Origin of the sequence: Stenotrophomonas sp. S41 (genome assembly GCF_016624625.1) — a bacterium.
Taxonomy (GTDB): Bacteria; Pseudomonadota; Gammaproteobacteria; order Xanthomonadales; family Xanthomonadaceae; genus Stenotrophomonas.
The window spans coordinates 19,384-38,002 of sequence record NZ_JACVTV010000021.1; the positions used below are offsets into that span (position 1 = coordinate 19,384).

The window sequence follows — 18,619 nt, forward strand, 5'->3', positions numbered from 1 at the left end:
TAACGGTAAGGAAAGGCAGTTCGTTGCCTTGGCCTGAATGCTACTTGTCGATAACTTCCAGGTTGCGGAAGAAGAAGTCTGGGTCGCGCTCGGAGGTCATCTGATAGAGGCCGTAGCTACGCGACAATCGCGCGCCGCCATCGCGATAGAGTGGCGTCCATGCGAAGTTCGCACGGGCTCGCGTCGATCGCGGAAGCATGAAATCAAACGGTATCGAGACGAAAATTCCCTTGTCGAAGCTGCCTTCGCCAAAGTCTGCCGATGAAACGTCCGTCTTCGTGGCGTAGGCACCAATAGATGCCCCGTTGTTGAAGGCTCGCGAGACCGAAAGGGTCGCACCCCAGTCCTTGGCAAGATAGCGCCCGGCGCTTACAACGCTGACGATCTTCCGCTCGGATCCCCACTGGTAATAGAGGCTTGCGTGCCCGGTGGCCACGCTGTAGTCGCGGAAACTGAAGCGCTGGTCGAAATCGCGCTGCTTTACCCAGTTGAGTTCTGCGCCGATTGCCCAGCGCTCATTGAGCGGCCGATACAGGAGCTCGCCACCAACGCCACCATACATCGATTCGAACAGGCCGGCGTAGGCCGAGCCGTACAGGTCCTCTCCCAGCTGGTGCACGGTGGTGAACTGCAGGTTCGGGAGGGTCAGGTCTTCTGTCGTGAGATACCTGCGGATGTTCGTTCGCACGCGAGGCAATCTGCTCGGAGCGTCATACCTGAAGCGGTCGTAATTGTTGTAGGCGTTGTAGCTGAGCGTGCCAGTAAGCCACGTGTTGCGGGTGAAGTGCAGGTTGCCGGAGTAAGTGCCTGCGACCTGGAACAGGATGAAGCCATCAGGGCCGCCAACCGACTGTTGGTACCCGATATTGAAGCCGCCGTCGAACCGCTTCATGGGCGCATCGTAGAGCGTTGTGCGCCGTTGCTGTGCCGGGGTGGCCATTTCGATATGACCGGCCAGTTGGCTGAGCTCGATGCGGTGGTCGGCATACTCCGCAAATGCCTGACGCTCAAGGCTGGTCTCGACGATCGGCGCACCCAGGCGAGTGCTCTGCACCGTGAACCACGTGATTTCGTCTGGCAGGGTGGCATCAAGCAGGCGGCCGGAGCGTCCCAGTCCTTGTGCAGGGTAGAAGAACCGCCGCTGCTCGCCGCTGACGATGACCTCCTGCCCGCGCTGGCTGATGCGGGACACGCGCAACCCTGCGTTATCTTCAAGTTCTGCGGCCAGCGTGGGCCAATCAACATCATCCAAGCATGCGTGCTGCTTGGTGCCCTGTGATTCCCTGAGCGTGGGAGCCGGAACGGGGTCGAGCAGCTTTGGCGTTGCGCTCGCCTGCGCGATATTGCCACGCAGCGTGATTGCCAGCATCAGCGCGTCCCCGCGCTCCCACGCGGCATGCAGTTGCACATTGGAGTTCAGGGCGTAGCTGGCGCCGAAGTTGAAGGGGGTTCGCTGGCGCTGATTGTTGTTCTGGGGCTCGCGCTTGTAGTCATTGCCATCGTACTCAAGCTTCAGCTGCAAGGGCTCCCAAGGGGTCTGGTAACTGACGCCGCCGAAAACGCCCACCGGCCCACGGAACATGCCATCACTGTTCAGATTGCCTGTGCCTTGCGCGCGGGGTCGAACTTCGAACCTGTCGTCCAGGGATGCCAGGGGATTTCTGAAATCGCCACGGTTACCGATGTAACCCGTAGCCAAGCCTAGGCTCGCGTCGAATGCGCCGAAGCGCTTGCTGGCAACCAGGTACTCGCTGGAAAAGAGGCCGGTGCCGCCGAGGTCCCTGAATCCAGCCGACACCTCCGGAATCCACCGGCTCTCCTGCCACAGACGAAGCTTGACGTCGATCGACTTGTCTTTGTAGTTCTGGTCGCCGCTGAGCCACTCAGGGCCATAACGGCGATTGGCTACGGAGACATACCGGAACGCACCTTCGAGCCAGGGCAGTGGCTGCATTACGACGTTGTAGCGGCTGTAGGGCGAGGTATGACTGGCAGTAAAGGCGATCTCACCTTCGTCCGCCATGCGCGCAGTCGGTGTCTGCAGCAGGCCGATTCCGCCCCAGTCACTGGCGGTCGGTGCAGGCGCGGTCTGTGCCTGGAGCGCGGCGCTGATGCTGAGGCTGAGCAGCGCGATGCCGACACGAATTGGCGTCAGCGGTGGCAAACGGTGGTGCATTAGAGAGGGGCTCCCGGCGCATCCAGCACCTGGGTTGCAAGGAAGCGCGCAGCCTCCTCATTGATGTCTGGGGCGATGGACTTGATCTTGTTGTCGTTCAGCGGAACGAACACGACGGCGCCCGGCGCCAGGTGCACGGGTTCTCCGCGGTTCCAGAGGGCGATGCCTGCCTTCTGGATGTGGCCATCCGGTTGAATGACGTACAGACTGTCCGGGCTGGCGACACGCAACACGCCGCAGGCCTCCCGGTAGGCGCGCGCGTCTTGGCTGAAGCTGTGAGGAAGCGTGCAAGGTTGAGTCACTGCGCCAGTCACCCGTACCGTAGCGGGGCGGGCAGGGTAGATCAGCCGGTCTCCTGCTTCGGCAGGACGGTCCTGCTCCCGGCTTGCTTCCAGTCCGCGCGGGTCAAGCAGTTGTGGCTCGCGACCGGTCACTGGCAGATTGGTGAGCCTGTCGGCCATTGCACGCGCGGCCTTGGCAAGATCCGGTGATCCGGGCTGCGAAGCCAGTGTCTCCAGGTCGAACAGCAGTCCGGCCTTCAGGCGCGTCTGCGACTCCACGGCACCACGACGCAGCAAGGCTGCGCCCGACAGATACGCATCCTCTGTAGGGAAGGCTGCCAGTGCGGCGACGCTCAGGCGACTCCCGGCCGGGATCGATTGGCTGCCGCTGGTGCGGACATGACCCGTGACTTCAACGTGGATCGGAGCGGCAGCACTGGCGCAGCAACCCATGCCCATGCCAAGCATGAGTGTTGTCAATCGCAGCATCATTGGGCTTTCAGGTCCTGCGAATAGGGCTTGAGTTGGATGATTTCCAGGCTGGTGTCGGGTGCAATGGCCTGCACGCTTTTCCAGATGAAGCCATTGGAAGGGTCAACCCAGTAGTCGTTGTTGCTGCTCCAGCCGGTGCCACGCAGTCGCTCACGGACGTGCAGTAGCTCGCGCGACTGGCCAAGAATTTCCACGCTCTCGCGGCCGAGCGTGTTCAGCGTGCCTGTGACTTCCATGCCGAAGCGGTAGCCGGGCATCACGTCGTAGCGCCGGCGAACCGTTGTGCCGTTCGCAATCTGGTGGAGTGCACGGAAGGGCGACTCTCCTTCGATATGCATTCCCTGCAGCTCTGGCTGGCCGCGGTAGGTGCCAACAACCAGGCCATCGGTCAGGTAGACAATGCTTCGATCTGCGCTGTACCACGCGCGTCGTTCACCATCGACGTTACCCAGTACGAGCACGGCACCGCCGGAAGGACCGGTGACCTTGATCTGCGGATAGGGTTTGGCCGCAACCTGGGCTGCAGTCGGCTGCACGTCGGGCTTGCCCTTGATGGCCAATTGCACCGTCTTGACACTGGTGCGGCCAACCACGCCGCAGCCTGCCATCGTCAGCGTGGTCAGCAAAGCCAATGCCAAGGGCAGCCGGCTTCCAGCGAGACGCGTGAGATTGGCCAAAGCGCTCCTGCGCATGGTGGGCCTCGTCAATTGTCCAGATCGTTCTTTGTGCTGGCGGCGTTGGTGATGATCGCGGTGAACGGCAGCAGCTGGTTCACAAAGCGACTCCAGCGCGTGACGCCGGCAGCGCCCACGAAGACCACGTCACCGGGCTGCAGGTTGAACTGGCTGGCCACTGCGAAGGCGGCGGGCGAGCGCGCTTGGAGATGGAAGACCTGAGACGGCGTGTTCTGTAGATCATTGGAGCCGCGGATGACATAAACGGCGTTGCCGTTGGAAGTGGTCTGCAATAGGCCGCGGGCGCGTCCCAAGGCTTGGCTGAGGGAGATGTCGCCTGTTTTGAAACTCAGTGCGCCGGGCTGACTGACCTCGCCGACCACGAACACTTCCTTGCGATCGAGGTAGGGCACGTAGATATGATCACCGGCAGCCAGGAACACGTTGGTGTCGCCACCACCGTTGCGGCCCAGGCGATCCAGATCGATCGTGTAGGTGGTGCCATCGCGGGTCAGGCGTACACCAGATAGGTCCGCCTGGGTCGGGTCCAGGCCCGCCTGGCTGATGGCGTCGCCCAGCGTGAGGGGTACCACGGTGAGTGCCACGGTAGCGGGCTGGCGCGAGGCGCCGGTCACCCATACGCGCTGGCTGGCGTAAGTAAGGAGAGTTACATCGACCTGCGGTGATTCAATGTAACGCGCGAGCTTGGAGGTCAACTCCTCGCGAAGCTCGCCTGGCGTCTTGCCGGCCGCGGTGATCTTGCCGATGTAGGGATAGAACAAAGAGCCGTCGGACTGCACGGGGCGGCCAGCTGCGTTGAGCTGCTGCTGCGGACCGGCGGGTACGGTCAGTTCAGGATGGTCCCAAACGGTGATGTAGAGGACGTCGCCCGCGCCCACGCGGTACGGGCCCGGCTGGAACTGCGTCAGCGCTGCCGGCAAGCTTGGCGCGCTATCTGAAGCACGATCCATTGCGATCAGCTTCGGCGTGATGGGAATCAGCTCGATCTGATCGTTGCCGACAGGCTGGTCGTCGCGCGCCAGTACGCTTGAGCGCATGTGCTGGCCTGGGGCCCACATGCAGCCGGTCAGAGTAAGGGCGATTGCCATCGTGGCAACGAGACGCTTGCAGTCCATCGAAAATTCTTCCTGGCCCTGACGGGCATGAAAAAACCCCCGCCGAACTGACGCCCGGCGGGGGCGGGGGTACAACGTCGGTCAACCGATCAGTTGGTGCCGGTGGTGCCGGTGGTACCCGTCGTGCCGGTGGTGCCAGTCGGCGGCGGGGTGGTGCCACCGCCATTGTTGTTGCCCGCATCGTCCTTGCTGCTGTCAGCGCCAACGCTGTAGAGCACGGCGGCGGCGGCGAGGCCCATGCCAACGGTCGCAACCGTGGTCAGGGTGCCAGTGGCGGCAGCGCCGGCGCCTTCAGCACCGGCAGCAACTTCGGCGGCCGGCTCGGCAGCCGGGGCTTCCTGAGCGAACACCGGGGAGGACAGACCCAGCAGGGCCAGAGCGGCAATCATCTTCTTCATCTACGGGGTCTCCTACTCCGTGAGGGAAATTTCCTCAGCCATCGTCGCTAATTGAAGGGTGTTGTGTCAAGAAATATGAATGCCTGCATTACGAACTGTGACGTTGCATGACTACAGGGCGACCGGACAGCCATTTCGCGAGTTCCACCACGATCTGGTGGGTCCGGAGGTGGGGGGGTGCGATCGGCAACGTGAGTCCTGCTGCCAGGGAAACAGCAAGGATCCACGCATGTGGCCTGGCCGGAAGAGGCTTGGAGCGAAGGCTCCACGCCGCAGCGCTCAAGCCCAACACCAGGCCGGCGACCACCTCTGACACGCTGTGGGCATGCAATGGAATGCGGGACCAGCCAATCAGCAGGGCCAGGATTGTCCCTGCAGAAAAACCCGCAATTCTGGCTGGCCTAGGGGTTCCGGCCAACAGGGTCCCGGCCACCGGATAGATGGCGCTGGACATGGCGGCATGCCCGGAAAACCCTGTGAAATCGATGTCCGCGATTCCCAGGCCCCAGCCCATGTAGGCAAGCTTGCTCGCGAGCGTCAGCGCAGCCGTTAAGGCGATAGCGGCCAGTGCGCGCCACTTGAATGACGAGCGGGGAAGGCTGATCAGTAGGATGGCGATCATGGGCAGCAGCCAGCGGCTGTCACCCAGGCTCGATAACAGTTTCCAGACGTCAGGCATCTGATTTTGAATGGGTAGGGGTAGGGGATCATAGCGACACCCGATCCGTCCCACCGCCTCCCGCGCTTGGTCCATTCAGCCAGACGCGGTATCCTTCCCAGCTGCCAATGGCCCCGTAGCTCAGCTGGATAGAGCGTCCCCCTCCTAAGGGGAAGGTCGCCCGTTCGAATCGGGCCGGGGTCACCATAAATCAGTCGCTCACCGGAATTCAGCGTGTCGGCTGGCCAGGTGGCGCGGGCCCTGTATGTGCCCGCCAGCACCTGGGCGCTCTTGGCCTCAGGATCCCGACGCGATCAGTCTGCTCTGCCTCTTTCCCGGTACGTACTCGACGCTCAGCCTCTCTTCGCCCGGGAGGCCCACGTTTTCAGCGGCACTCATGCAGCCCCCCAGCACCTTGCGGACCGTTCCTGCGCGGATGGATACTCAGCGCCGGTAAGCGCGCTCGGTGGCAGTACATCCCTCTGCGAGTGGCGGCTGGTTGGTTTGATGAGTGATAGCAGAGGGCATGAAGACAGTGGCAGGCAAGATTGTTGATCCCATCCGGCGCGTGACGCTCGCAGTCGGAGCCGACACGTTCACGACAGAACTGTTGAGAGAGAACGCGGAGCGCTGGCATGTGCTGCTGGTGTCGGTCCGCGGAAAGGGTGAGAGGCAGGTGGAGGGTATCGAGGCCAGGTCGTGCCTGGAGGCCCTCCAAGTGAGTGAGCGAATCGCTCTTGAACTTGTGGCCGCAGCTGATTGACCTCGTTTTCGGGCTCCGAAGCGAGCAGCGGCTGGCTCTGCCCTTGAGGTGCAGGTGCACGCGCGATGCATTTGGCTTGTCGCGTCTTCACGGCGGAGCCCCGCAGGCGGAGTAATGTCGGCCCCCGGACTCAGGGAGGGGCTGCATGGACGTGCACGAGGGTGTGTTCAAGTTGGTGGCAGTGGCGGGGCAGGACGTCTGCTCGCCGAGCCTGTGGAAGTCGATGGGCCTGGTCTATGCAGCCGGGGAGGCTGTATTTCTGGAACAGGTCCACGCTGGCGCGGCATTTGAAACGCGAGAGGCTGCGATTGCCGGGGGAATTGATGCCGCCCGCGCGATTGCGAGGACGCTGGCTCCTGGCGACTGCAGGGCCAATCGAGCCGCCCGATTCTGGTGATAAGCTCGATTGCAGGGGCGCTTCTATCCAGGCTGATGGGTGCCGGCTGGTACTGAACCGCCAGATCCGGCCCTGTTCAGTCCGATGTGCGGTGGCGTAGATTGGCAGCCGTGATCGATAGGGGGGTGGACATGAATACGGTGGGGTTTCGCCGGACGATACGAGGTGTGGTGGAGGGACAGCGCTTTTTGATCACCATTACCAGTCAGGTGGATGACGTCTTTCAGTTCACGGCCACGGTGGAGGACGTCGCGGTGCAGGTGCGGGAACAGGGTCTGATCCGCAACAAGGGCGACGCCATGCAGCTGGCGATGATTGCGGTCGAGAGGCACGTGATGGAGCTGGGCCGGAAGCGGTGAGGTGCGACTAGCCAGATGCTTGCCAGCGCGGTCGTAACCTGTCTTTCGAGCTACCGAGAACCGTAGCGTTGTAACCGTTTTCACGCCGGGTACACCTGCCGCTTGCGATTATGAACAGGCACCGGACGCACCTCTTCAAGGACGAGAGAGACAGTTTCGGTCTGCCGGATGCCAGGCGTCGCGTGGGTCACCCCCGGGCTCCACCGACAAGCGGCTGATTGCGGCGCGCCACCCCCTCGTCAGTAGTTGGCTCCCTCGGTCGCCGGCAGTCCGATCCTTCGCCAGGCAACAAACAGGCGTGCACCGACGAAGCACAGGATGTGCTTCGTCGAGGCTTTTACTCAGCGTGCAGCGCCTCGGCGCCATTCCCGGTCTCATATAACGTCCGGTCGATGCGGCGTGATGCCGCCCCTGATGCCTCGCGAGCGCCACTTGAGCCATCGCATCGTCTGATGCTCTTGGTGATTTATGAACGATTTGATTGGTCTGCAGCCGGACCTGCGCGCTGCGCATCGGAAGTGGTGTGCGCCCCAGGATTTTCGTCGATCAGCTCTCTTTGCACACATCTGCAAGCACTTTTGCCAGTTGCGATAGCGAGTAAGGCTTCCTGAGCAGGATGAATCCGTGGCTGGGATCCTGAGCGAGTAGTTCGCTGTACCCACTGGTCAAGATCACCGGCAATTCCGGATAGCGCTCCCGAACGATATGGCCCAGTTCCACGCCGCTTCGGCCAGGCATGACCACATCGGAAAACACGACGCTGAATCTCCGGTGATCCTTTTCCAGTTCCGCAACCGCCTCGTCGACGTTGTAGGCGTGGACCACGCCATAGTCCAGGCCTTTCAGTGCGCTGTATGCGAAATCCGCAACATCTGGATTGTCCTCCACCAGCAGCACGCAGATGCCTGCGCCGGACAGATCTTGAAGGCCTTCCCTGTCCCTCTCCAGTTGTCCCGAAAATTCGCTACGGGGAAGATAAAGGGTGAAGGTTGTGCCTTCGCCAAGTACGCTCTTGACATCAATGTCGCCCTCGGACTGCTTCACAAATCCGAAAACCTGGCTCAATCCGAGGCCCGTCCCTGCACCCACGTCTTTCGTGGTGTAGAAGGGCTCAAAAATTCTCTCCAGATCGCCAGCGGCAATGCCAGCGCCGTTGTCCGTGAAGCTGAGTGCTACGTAGTTGCCTGACACCCGGCTGCCTGATCGGATGGCAGGGATTGCGTCGCAAGCCTCAGCCCGGATCGTCAGCACGCCAGTGCCAGTGATCGCATCCCTGGCGTTGACCGCAATGTTGATCACTGCCGTATCAAGCTGGTTACGGTCAATGATCACAGGTATCGGAGGTTGCGGCATATCGAGTTCGATCCTTACGCGCGCACCGACAAGCGTAGAAATGATGTCTGAGATCGATCGAATACTTTCGACCAGATCGAACACCTCCGGAGTGAGACTTTGTCTGCGGGCGAATGCTAACAGCTGGGCTGTAAGTTTGGTGGCGCGATCCGAGGCGGTGGATATGCCATTTACATAGCGGGATTGCTGGGCTGTGAGTGCCCCTACGTGCCTGAGCATATCCGCGGAGCCACCAATGACCTGAAGCAGATTGTTGAAATCGTGTGCCACCCCACCGGTGAGCTGGCCCATGGCCTCCAGCTTCTGGCTCTGACGCAGCTGCTCTCTGGCGGCCACCAGCTCAAGATTTGCTTCTTTGGCTTCCTGCGTGAAGTGTGCGACCTGGCGACTGTGTGTGCTCCTCTCGGCCACGATTTCAGTCTGCTCGCTCACGACGCATAGCAGCCCTTTGACCTCCCCTGATCGAATCCTCAGCGGCGAGTACGAGAACGTCCAGACCGTATCCTCGAGGAAGCCGTCGCGGTCCATACGGAGTTTCATGTTTTTCAAGCTCTGCGCTTCGCCGTCAAACGTTGCATGAAGCAGGTCCTTGACGTCGTCCCAGACATCATTCCAGACAACTTCCATGCGATTTCCCATGGCGCCGTGGAGCTTCCCGCGCAGAAGGGGCAGGTAAGCGTCGTTGAAGAAGAAACGCTTTTCAGCAGGTCCCCATGCGATCCAGAGCGGCTCGGGGGAATCAAAGATCATGCTGAGAGCTGAGCAGAACTCGCAACTTGCGCCACGCATCCCCTTGCCCTGAACCCAGTCGCAGTCCCTGAACAGCCGGAAGGCCAGGGAGTCGGGATTTGAGACGGTGGGAAGCATCAGTGGTCCTGGCGGAAGAGCGGCGGTGGAGTATGTGGGATGGGGTGTGTAGATGTTCGACACAGACCGACGGGCCCTTTCTGGAATAGCGGCTTCGCCCGGTGAACTGAGCCAGTGTCCGGCGTTTCCGTCGCTCCCGGCTGAGTGGAGGGGGAGGGCCGGTGATGTCTGTGGCGGGGCGGAGGAGCGGTCGCGGATGTAGCGCCTGACAAGCGGTGCCGCCTCTGGCCGCGCATTCATGCTGATTGGAGTTCCGGAAATGCGTATCACCTTGCAGAACAGTGGGGTCATTTGCGCTTACGGTGGTCCTGCAGCACAGGTTGGCGGCTATTTGCAGGCCATCGGCCTGGTCGCAATCCCTGATCCGGAGTATTCCCGTGGACCTGTTGCTCGCCGTTGGTGAGGTAGCGCTGGTGGCCGCCTGCCTGCTGGGGCTCGTTCACGTTGCCGACCGGGCCTGGCGCCGCCGCAAGCGCTGATGTTGGGGCGGGCTGAGGGGTGTCTTCCAGCCGGAACGGATTCGCGCTATCGTCCGCAAATCGTGATGACCATCACACTTAGGGTGTGCTCATGCAAGCTCGTCGTTTTCAGTATGCGTACAGGAAAGTGCGGGAATGGCATGTGGGCTCGGTCCGCGCTGGCTGGTTGGCGCTTCGCTATGGCCTGACCGGTGACACAGGGCGATTCAATTCGCACGGGGGCTGGCGGGTCAGTCGCCTTCGGGTGGACCCCGAAACGGATTCCTGAATGCACGGGAGAGCATATCGCGACTCTGCACGCGCACTGCACATGTAGAACGCGAAGCTCGCTCCATCCCTGTTATCAAGATGGAGCAAGCGATGAACAACCCCGGCACCCGTAAGCCCTCCTGGCGCCAGAGCAAAGGGCTGTGGATCGTCATCGGCGTGGCCTTGGCCATCTTCGTGGTGACGCTGTTCATGCGCTGGTAAAGGCGCCGGGCCGGCGCAAGCGAGCGTAGATCCGCGCCATGCATGGGTGAGGGCTTCCGCAGTGCGGACCAACGGTCCGCACCCACCGCCGGGGTTGTAGATCCACGCCGCGCGTGGATGGGGGTTTCCGCAGTGCCAACCCAACGGTCCGCACCCACCACCGGGGTTAGTAGATCCACGCCATGCGTGGATGGATGTTTCCCCAGTGCGGACCAACGGTCCGCACCCACCACCGCGGTTTAGTAGATCCACGCAGGGCGGTGATCCCTCAATCCTGCTTCAACAGCTCCACCAGCTGGCGCAGCCGGTAGGGCTTGGGCAGGAACTCCACCTGGTCGGGCAACGGCGGCAGCTGCGAGCGCGCATACCCTGAAGACAGGATCATCCGCGCGTGCGGCTGGTCGCGGGCCACGTGCTCGCTCAGTTCGATGCCGGACATGCCGTTGGGCATGCTGACGTCGCTGAACACCACGTCGAAGCGCTCGCCGCCCTGCATCAGGGCCACGGCTTCGTGGCCGTCGGACGTGGTTGCCACATCGATGCCGAAATCGCGCAGCGCCAGGCCGATCATCTCGCGAAGATCGGACTGGTCCTCCACCATCAATACGCGGAGCGGGTCATCAGTCATGGGCAGGGTCCTCCATTGCGGGTAGCAGCAGGCTGACCGTGGTGCCGACACCGGGCGTGGTGGACACATCAACGAAGCCGCCGCTCTGGGTAGTGAAACCGAACACCTGGCTGAGGCCCAGGCCGCTGCCTTTGCCGATGTCCTTGGTCGTAAAGAAGGGCTCGGTGGCCCGTTCAGCGATGTCCGGGGCCATGCCGTGGCCCTCGTCGCAGACGCTTAGTGTCACATATCGACGCTGCAGCGCGGTGTCCGCGTCTGGATCCAGCCGGTGCTCAAGCGCGGTGGCCACCAGCACACGGCCGCCGTCCAGCGTGGCGTCGGCAGCGTTGGCGACCAGATTCGCAAGCGCGGTCTGCAGCTGCAGCGGGTCGGTGTTGAGCTGGGGCAGGCCCGGCGCCAGTGCCGCTTCCACGGTGACCCCGGGCGGGCAGGCACTGCGCAGGCCGGGCAGCCACTCGCGGATCTGCTGGTTGATGTCCAGGGTCTCGCGGATCAGGGTCTGGCCGGTGCTGAAGGCCAGCAGCTGCCGGGTCAGCAGGGCGCCGCGGTCGGTGGCGGCCTGCGCGGTGGTCAGCAGTTCGGCGGCGCGGGCATCGCTGCCCAGGCGCATCGACAGCAGGTCCAGCGCGTTGCCGACCGTGGTCAGCAGGTTGTTGAACTCGTGCGACAGGCCGCGGCTGAGCCGGCCCACGGTCTCGAACTGCTGGGTCTGGCGCAGGGCGCGCTGGGCGTCGCGCAGCAGGCGCTGGGCCTGCCAGTGCTCGGTGATGTCGCGGGTGATCTTGACGAAGCCCAGCAGCTCGCCGTTCTCGCGCACCGCCTCGATGACGATGCTGGCCCTGAACGATGAGCCATCGCGGCGTACCCGCCAGCCTTCGCTGGTCACATGGCCGTTCTGCGCGGCCAGGTGCAGCAGACGCTGCGGCTCGCCGGCCTCGCGTTCATCGGCCAGGTAGAAGCGGCTGAAGTGGGTGCCGATGACTTCGTCGGCACGGTAGCCCTTGATCCGCTCGGCGCCCGGGTTCCAGCTGCAGACGATGCCTTGGGGATCGAGCAGGTACAGCGCATGGTCGCGAACGCTGTCAATCAGCAATCGCAGTTGTCGGGACGTGTCCGTCAACACGGAGGGCGTAGAAGCAAGAGCGTCCACCTGGAAATCAGTAATACCCCTGTAGGGGATGCGAACGTAGGCAGGCGAGCGTGAAGGTTTTGTGCACGCCATGCGTGTGCCATTGGTCGTATGCGGCTGAATGCGACAGGGAGTACCATCGTGCTCCTTTCGTGTTCTGGAACCGACCCGCATGCGTGCTGGTGCAACAACGCGTGACCGCTGGATCTGGATGGCTGCCGCCGTGCTGCTGGCCGCGACCATCGCCATGGAGCTGGTGGTTCCGCTGGGCTATGCCGTCTGGCTGCTGTACTTCATGGCCATTGGCGTCACGGTGTTCCAGCGCAGTGCGCGGGCGCCCTTCGTGGTGGCGGTGGTCGCCTGCGGTCTGCTGGCCATCGGCTACAACGTGGCCCCGGCCAGCACCAATTCCTCGTTCTCCTTCGTCAACCGCACCATCGGTGCCGTCGGCTTCCTGATGATCGCGCTGATCGTCTCGCGCGCCATTACTTCGCGGCGCGAGGCGATGCGTGCGCTGTGGCTGCAGGAAGCGGAAAACGCCGTGTCCATGAGCCTGCGAGGCGACCTGGGGCCGGAACAGATTGCCGATGCGGCGATGACCAGCCTGGCGGGCCAGCTGCAGGCCGATGTCGGCGTGATGTATCGCCTCGAAGGCGGCCGGCTGCAGTTGACCGGGGGGGTCTCGCTGCCGAGCGGGCTGCCTTCGTCGGTGACGCTGCAGGAAGGCCTGCTGGGCCAGACCGCACGCGATCAGCAGATCCGCCACGTGCAGGGCGACGACCAGCATGCATTGCAGCTGCAGTCCAGCCTGGGCCAGGTGACGGTGCGCGAGCGCATCTTGGCGCCGATCAGCAGCGATGGCGCGGTGGTGGGCGTGGTCGAACTGGGTCGCTCGCAGGCCGCCGGCCAGCGCACTCTGGATACGGAACTGCTGGAGCGCTGCGGCGAGACGCTCGGCATGGCGCTGCGTGCCTCGCTGCTGCGCGCGCAGCTGGTCGTGCTGCTGGAAGAATCGCAGCGGCAGGGCGAAGAACTTCAGGCCCAGCAGGAAGAGCTGCGCGTGGCCAATGAGGAGCTGGAAGAGCAGAGCCGCAGCCTGATGCAGTCGCAGGGCCACCTGGAGCAGCAGCAGGCCGAGCTGGAACAGAGCAACGTGCAGCTGGAAGAGCGCACCCACGAACTTGAGGCGCAGAAGCAGGCGCTGCTGGTGGCGCAGGGCCAGCTGGTGCGCAACAGCAACGAGCTGGCGGCGACCTCGCGCTACAAGTCCGAATTCCTGGCCAACATGTCGCACGAGCTGCGCACGCCGCTGAACAGCTCGCTGATCCTGGCCAAGCTGCTGGCCGACAACAAGGACGGCACGCTGACCGAAGAGCAGGTCAAGTACGCCCGCGCGATCCTGTCGTCCAACAACGACCTGCTGGCGCTGATCAACGACATCCTCGATCTGTCGCGCATCGAAGCCGGCCATGTGGAACTGGCCGACGAAGTGGTGGTGGTCGACAGCGTGCTGCAGCGCCTGCGTGAGACCTTCGAGCCGATGGCACGGCAGAAGGGCCTGGCCCTGCAGATCGAAGCCGACGCGCTGGCACCGACCCAGCTGGTGGCCGACAACCAGCGCATGCAGCAGATCCTGAAGAACCTGCTGGCCAATGCCGTGAAGTTCACCGAGCACGGCAAGGTCAGCCTGCACGTGCGTGCGGCTGGCAATGGCCGCATCCGCTTCGAAGTCTGCGATTCGGGCATCGGCATCGCCCGTGACCAGCTGCAGGTGATCTTCGAAGCCTTCCGCCAGGCCGATGGCAGCACCCGCCGCCGCTACGGTGGTACCGGCCTGGGTCTGTCGATTTCGCGCGATCTCGCCGTGCGCATGGGCGGCGATATCCAGGTGGACAGCGAGCCGGGTCGCGGCAGCTGCTTCATCCTGGAACTGCCGCTGCAGGGCGCACCGGCCAGTGATGTACCGGCCGAGCCGGCCGCGATGGCGCCGGCGCCGATGGCGTCGGTACAGAACCTCGCGGCTGCCGCGCCCTTGGCGATGGCCGCAGCACCGGCGGTGGCCGGCACCAGCGTTGCCGATGATCGCGGCCGTCGCCAGCGCGCCGGGCGCCTGATCCTGGCCGTAGAGGACGACGCGAGCTTCGCCGAGGCACTGGTTTCGTTGGCACACGAGCTTGATTTTGACTGCGTGGTAGCGACCACCGCCGAAGAGGCGCTGACCCTGGCCAGCGAGCTGCGGCCGAACGGCATCCTGCTCGATATCGGCCTGCCGGACGTGTCCGGCCTGAGCGTGCTCGAACGCCTCAAGCGCAACCCGGAAACCCGCCACATTCCCGTGCACGTGGTCTCGGGTATGGACCGCAGCCAGGTGGCGCGCGAGCTGGGCGCGATCGGTTACGCGGTGAAGCCCGCGACCCGCGAGCGGTTGGCCGCTGCCATCGAGCAGCTGGAACAGACCAGCCAGCGTGATGTGCGCCGCCTGCTGATCGTCGAGGACGACAGCGACCTGCGCCGCAACCTGGAACTGCTGCTGGGCCGCGACCAGCTGCAGATCGTGGCGGTGGGTACCCTGGCCGCTGCGGTGGAGCAGCTGAGCACGGTGACCTTCGACTGCATGGTGATGGACCTGTCGCTGCCCGACGGCAGTGGCTACGACCTGCTGGAACACATGGCCGGCAACGATGACGTCGGCTTCCCGCCGGTGATCGTCTACACCGGCCGCGCGCTCAGTCGTGAGGAAGAGCAGCGTCTGCGCCGTTATTCCAAGAGCATCATCATCAAGGGCGCACGCTCGCCCGAGCGCCTGCTTGATGAGGTGACCCTGTTCCTGCACAGCGTCGAAGCCAGCCTGCCCAGCGACCAGCAGCGCCTGCTGCGCGAGGCCCGCCGCCGCGACACCGTGCTCGATGGCCGCACCGTGCTGCTGGCCGAGGACGACGTGCGCAACATCTTCGCCCTGTCCAGCGTGCTCGAGCCGCTGGGCGTGACCCTGGAGATCGCGCGCAACGGCCAGGAAGCAGTGGATCGCCTGGCCCAGCGCGAGGTCGACCTGGTGCTGATGGACATCATGATGCCGGAGAAGGACGGCCTGACCGCCATGCGCGAGATCCGTGCGCAGCGCCACCTGCAGGACCTGCCGATCATCGCGCTGACCGCCAAGGCCATGCCCGATGACCGCGAGCGCTGCCTGCAGGCCGGTGCCAACGACTACATCGCCAAGCCCATCGACGTCGACAAGCTGGTCTCGCTGTGCCGGGTCTGGTGCTCGCGCCAATGAATGAGCAGGCGCTGTTCGATTTGGAGCTGAAGGTCCTGCTGGAGGCGCTGTACCAGCGCTACCACTACGACTTCCGCAGCTACGCGGTGTCCTCGCTGCGGCGGCGCATCCGCCAGGCCATGCAGCGGTATGACTGCGAGCGCCTCGTCGACCTCCAGCACCGGCTGCTGCACGAGCCGGACCTGTTCGCCCAGGCGATGCAGTTCTTCACCGTGCAGGTCTCGGAAATGTTCCGTGATCCGGCCTATTTCAAGCAGCTGCGCGAGCAGGTGGTCCCGGTGCTGCGCACCTACCCGTCGGTGAAGCTGTGGGTGGCCGGCTGCAGTACCGGTGAAGAGGTGTGGTCGCTGGCCATCCTGCTGCACGAGGAAGGACTGCTGGAGCGCAGCATCGTCTACGCCACCGACATCAACCCGGCAGCGCTGGCCACCGCGGAAGCTGGTGCCTACAGCATCGACCGCCTGGCCCAGTTCAGCCGCAATTACCTGGCTGCCGGCGGTACCGGTTCGCTGTCCGATTACTACGCCACCGCCTACGACGGTGCGGTGTTTGATCGCCAGCTGCGCCGCAACGTGGTGTTTGCCGACCACAGCCTGGCCACCGACACGGTGTTCTCCGAAGTGCACCTGGTGTCCTGCCGCAACGTGCTGATCTATTTCAACCGCGACCTGCAGGACCGCGCCGTGGGCCTGTTCCGTGAGGCGCTGGTGCACCGTGGATTCCTTGGCCTGGGCAGCAAGGAATCGCTGCAGTTCGGCCGCCACCACGATGCGTTTGAAGCCTGCTCGCGCGAGCATCGGCTGTACCGGAAGGTTGTTTGATGGCTGCCTCGCGTCCGCATCTGCTGGTCGTCGGCGCCTCTGCCGGTGGCGTGGCTGCGCTGCAGGCGCTGCTGGGCGCGCTGCCGGCCGGTCTGCCGATACCGGTGCTGGTGGTGCTGCATCTGCCGCGTGACCGCAGCAGCCGCATCGCCGAAGTGCTGGCGCCGTACTGCGCGCTGCAGGTGCGCGAGGCGGAGGACAAGCAGCCGCTGCAGGCAGCGACGGTGACCTTCGCGGCACCCGACTACCACCTGCTGGTCGAGGACGCGCAGACCATCGCGTTGTCGATGGATGAGCCGGTGCTGTTCTCGCGCCCGGCCATCGATCCGTTGTTTGAATCCGCCGCGGCCGTGTTCGGGCCGCAGCTGCTGGCGGTGCTGCTGACCGGTGCCAGCAGCGACGGCAGTGAGGGGGTGGCCGCGGTGCGATCCGCTGGCGGCCGCGCCTGGTTGCAATGTCCCGAGGAGGCCGAGGCATCGATGATGCCGGCCTCCGCCCTGCAGCACGCCGGCGCTGATGCCGTGCTGCCTCTTGAATTGATGTGCCGCCGCTTGAAGGAGTTGTTCGCATGAACCTGCTGCCACCGGACCCTGCGCAGTCGCAGACCCCGGTCAACCTGCTGATCGTCGATGACGTGCCGCAGAACCTGGTAGCCATGCAGGCGCTGCTGCGCCGCGAGGGCGTCAACCTGCTGCTGGCCGGCTCGGGCGCACAGGCGCTGGAGCTGCTGCTGGAGCATGAAGTGGCGCTGGCGCTGCTGGACGTGCACATGCCGGAGATCGATGGCTTCACCCTGGCCGAGCTGATGCGCGGCTCGCAGCGCAGCCGCGATGTGCCGATCATCTTCCTGACCGCCTCGCCGGATGATCCGGTGCGTGCGTTCAAGGGCTACGAAAGCGGTGCGGTCGATTTCCTGCACAAGCCGGTGGCGCCGCAGGTGATCCTGAGCAAGGTCAATGTGTTCATCGAGCTTTACCAGCAGCGCCAGCTGCTGAAGGCGCGCAACGAGGCGCTGGAGCGCGCGTTGAAGTTGAACGAGACGATGGCCGCGGTGCTGACCCACGATCTGCGCACGCCGCTGTCGGCCATCCTGCTGTGCGCCGACAAGCTGTCGCTGGAACTGCCGCCGGGCAACACCAGTGCGCAGCAGACCCTGCAGCACCTGGAGGCCAGCACCGTGCGCATGGCGCGCATGGTCGAGCAGCTGCTGGATTTCTCGCGCATCCGCAGCGGCGGACTGCGCCTGGAGGCCAATGCCTGCGACATGGAGGAACTGGCGCGTGCGGTGATTGCCGAAGCCGGCAGCGCGCACGGCAGCGATCGCATCGCCTTCGAAGCCACTGGTGATGCCACCCTGCACGGCGACATGGATCGCCTGGGGCAGGTGGTGGCCAACCTGGTCGGCAATGCGATCACCCATGGGGGCAACGATGTGGTGCGGGTTGCCGTCGATGGCAGCGATTCGCGCGTGGTGACCCTGTGCGTGCGCAATGCCGGGCACATCGAGGAAGCACTGCTGCCGCGCCTGTTCGAGCCGTTCAAGGCCAGCTTCCACCAGAGCAAGGGGCTGGGTCTTGGCCTGTACATCGTCGATCAGTTCGTGGCCGCGCACGGTGGACGACTGAGTGCACGCAACGAGCAGGGGCAGGTGGTTTTCGAAGCGGTGCTGCCACGGCGCGCCGAGACACGCATCAGCCGTTAACTGAATTCTTCAGGGAGCGCGAGAGCGAACTGAGACGGGCTCGTCCGTAGCTGCTACCGTGGCCGCTCACGTTGCCAAGGAAGATGCATGCCACTTCGCGCCATTGCCTACGTCAGCCAGGCCCGGCCGGACCTTTCCGCCGAACGCCTGCAGACGTTGGTGAACGATGCCACCCGGTTCAACCGGATGGCCGGGGTGACGGGCGTGTTGTTGCACGATGGGCAGCGTTTCCTGCAGTACATCGAAGGGCCGCCCGATGGCATCGATTCTGTGTACGAGCGCATCCTGCAGGCGGGCAGCCACGTGGACATCGTCGAACTGGCGCGCGGGCGGTTGGGCCAGCGCCAGTTTCCGTACTGGTCGATGCGCGCGTTGCCGGTCGATGCGCTGAAGCTGCGCCAGCTGGCCAGCAGTGACTGGTCCGGTTTCTCTCGCACGGTGGAGGGCGAGGATGCTGCTCCCACGGCGGTGGATCTTCTGAGTGCCGTCGTGCGCCCGATGCTCAGCGCCGGGTAGCGTCGAGCTTCACCCCGCTGTCACCGTTGCCGGGTTCCTATC

The 18,619-nt window shown here is 64.0% G+C and carries 18 protein-coding genes and 1 tRNA gene; 10 read left to right on the plus strand and 9 right to left on the minus strand.

Annotated elements, in window-relative coordinates:
* Positions 1-40 precede the first annotated feature (40 nt).
* The 6 genes from IAE56_RS06990 to IAE56_RS07015 all read right to left on the minus strand — a co-directional run bounded on the left by IAE56_RS06990 (position 41) and on the right by IAE56_RS07015 (position 5,836).
* Positions 41-2,176 (minus strand): YjbH domain-containing protein, encoded by a 2,136-nt coding sequence (locus IAE56_RS06990; protein WP_200751998.1) that lies wholly within the window; start codon positions 2,174-2,176, stop codon positions 41-43.
* Positions 2,176-2,949, minus strand: coding sequence for a capsule biosynthesis GfcC family protein (locus tag IAE56_RS06995; RefSeq protein WP_200751999.1), 774 nt, complete (start codon positions 2,947-2,949; stop codon positions 2,176-2,178). The genes IAE56_RS06990 and IAE56_RS06995 overlap by 1 nt, the downstream gene beginning before the upstream one ends.
* Entirely contained in the window at positions 2,946-3,641 is a 696-nt protein-coding gene (locus IAE56_RS07000) for a YjbF family lipoprotein (protein ID WP_200752000.1), read from the minus strand. The genes IAE56_RS06995 and IAE56_RS07000 overlap by 4 nt, the downstream gene beginning before the upstream one ends.
* 11 nt (positions 3,642-3,652) lie before the next feature.
* Positions 3,653-4,759: a polysaccharide biosynthesis/export family protein gene (locus IAE56_RS07005; protein ID WP_200752001.1), complete on the minus strand. Its 1,107-nt coding sequence runs from the start codon at positions 4,757-4,759 to the stop codon at positions 3,653-3,655.
* Positions 4,760-4,848: 89 nt separating this feature from the next.
* Positions 4,849-5,157, minus strand: coding sequence for a hypothetical protein (locus IAE56_RS07010; RefSeq protein ID WP_200752002.1), 309 nt, complete (start codon positions 5,155-5,157; stop codon positions 4,849-4,851).
* Positions 5,158-5,245: 88 nt separating this feature from the next.
* On the minus strand, positions 5,246-5,836 hold the full coding sequence (locus IAE56_RS07015; protein ID WP_200752003.1) for a phosphatase PAP2 family protein: 591 nt from the start codon (positions 5,834-5,836) through the stop codon (positions 5,246-5,248).
* 109 nt (positions 5,837-5,945) lie between these two features.
* Here IAE56_RS07015 and IAE56_RS07020 point away from each other — a divergent pair.
* From IAE56_RS07020 to IAE56_RS07035, 4 genes are all read left to right on the plus strand, one after another.
* Positions 5,946-6,022 (plus strand) — tRNA-Arg (locus IAE56_RS07020).
* Between the two features lie 319 nt (positions 6,023-6,341).
* Entirely contained in the window at positions 6,342-6,578 is a 237-nt protein-coding gene (locus tag IAE56_RS07025) for a hypothetical protein (protein WP_200752004.1), read from the plus strand.
* A 145-nt stretch (positions 6,579-6,723) separates the two neighbouring features.
* Positions 6,724-6,975 (plus strand): hypothetical protein, encoded by a 252-nt coding sequence (locus tag IAE56_RS07030; RefSeq protein ID WP_200752005.1) that lies wholly within the window; start codon positions 6,724-6,726, stop codon positions 6,973-6,975.
* A 131-nt stretch (positions 6,976-7,106) separates the two neighbouring features.
* Entirely contained in the window at positions 7,107-7,334 is a 228-nt protein-coding gene (locus IAE56_RS07035; protein WP_200752006.1) for a hypothetical protein, read from the plus strand.
* 546 nt (positions 7,335-7,880) lie between these two features.
* Here IAE56_RS07035 and IAE56_RS07040 read toward each other — a convergent pair.
* Entirely contained in the window at positions 7,881-9,554 is a 1,674-nt protein-coding gene (locus tag IAE56_RS07040) for a PAS domain-containing sensor histidine kinase (protein ID WP_200752007.1), read from the minus strand.
* A gap of 839 nt (positions 9,555-10,393) precedes the next feature.
* Between IAE56_RS07040 and IAE56_RS21110 the strand changes: the two genes are divergently transcribed.
* Positions 10,394-10,504: a DUF3827 domain-containing protein gene (locus IAE56_RS21110; RefSeq protein WP_234455939.1), complete on the plus strand. Its 111-nt coding sequence runs from the start codon at positions 10,394-10,396 to the stop codon at positions 10,502-10,504.
* Between the two features lie 268 nt (positions 10,505-10,772).
* Here IAE56_RS21110 and IAE56_RS07045 read toward each other — a convergent pair whose 3' ends face one another.
* Together IAE56_RS07045 and IAE56_RS07050 are read right to left on the minus strand one after the other, a co-directional pair.
* Positions 10,773-11,132 carry a response regulator gene (locus tag IAE56_RS07045; RefSeq protein WP_116863368.1) on the minus strand — a complete coding sequence of 120 codons (360 nt, stop codon included), beginning with the start codon at positions 11,130-11,132 and terminating at the stop codon, positions 10,773-10,775.
* Positions 11,125-12,255, minus strand: a complete 1,131-nt coding sequence (locus tag IAE56_RS07050; RefSeq protein ID WP_200752008.1) for a PAS domain-containing sensor histidine kinase — start codon at positions 12,253-12,255, stop codon at positions 11,125-11,127. The genes IAE56_RS07045 and IAE56_RS07050 overlap by 8 nt, the downstream gene beginning before the upstream one ends.
* A 178-nt stretch (positions 12,256-12,433) precedes the next feature.
* On the opposite strand from IAE56_RS07050, the gene IAE56_RS07055 reads away from it, so the two are divergent.
* The 5 genes from IAE56_RS07055 to IAE56_RS07075 all read left to right on the plus strand — a co-directional run bounded on the left by IAE56_RS07055 (position 12,434) and on the right by IAE56_RS07075 (position 18,577).
* Positions 12,434-15,538, plus strand: coding sequence for a response regulator (locus IAE56_RS07055; RefSeq protein WP_200752009.1), 3,105 nt, complete (start codon positions 12,434-12,436; stop codon positions 15,536-15,538).
* Positions 15,535-16,359 carry a CheR family methyltransferase gene (locus tag IAE56_RS07060; protein ID WP_108759365.1) on the plus strand — a complete coding sequence of 275 codons (825 nt, stop codon included), beginning with the start codon at positions 15,535-15,537 and terminating at the stop codon, positions 16,357-16,359. Before IAE56_RS07055 ends, IAE56_RS07060 begins: the two co-directional genes overlap by 4 nt.
* Positions 16,359-16,931, plus strand: a complete 573-nt coding sequence (locus tag IAE56_RS07065; protein ID WP_200752010.1) for a chemotaxis protein CheB — start codon at positions 16,359-16,361, stop codon at positions 16,929-16,931. The genes IAE56_RS07060 and IAE56_RS07065 overlap by 1 nt, the downstream gene beginning before the upstream one ends.
* Complete coding sequence (locus tag IAE56_RS07070; protein ID WP_200752011.1) at positions 16,928-18,061, plus strand: hybrid sensor histidine kinase/response regulator; 1,134 nt, start codon at positions 16,928-16,930, stop codon at positions 18,059-18,061. Before IAE56_RS07065 ends, IAE56_RS07070 begins: the two co-directional genes overlap by 4 nt.
* Positions 18,062-18,148: 87 nt before the next feature.
* Complete coding sequence (locus IAE56_RS07075) at positions 18,149-18,577, plus strand: BLUF domain-containing protein (protein WP_200752012.1); 429 nt, start codon at positions 18,149-18,151, stop codon at positions 18,575-18,577.
* Positions 18,578-18,619: the final 42 nt, after the last annotated feature.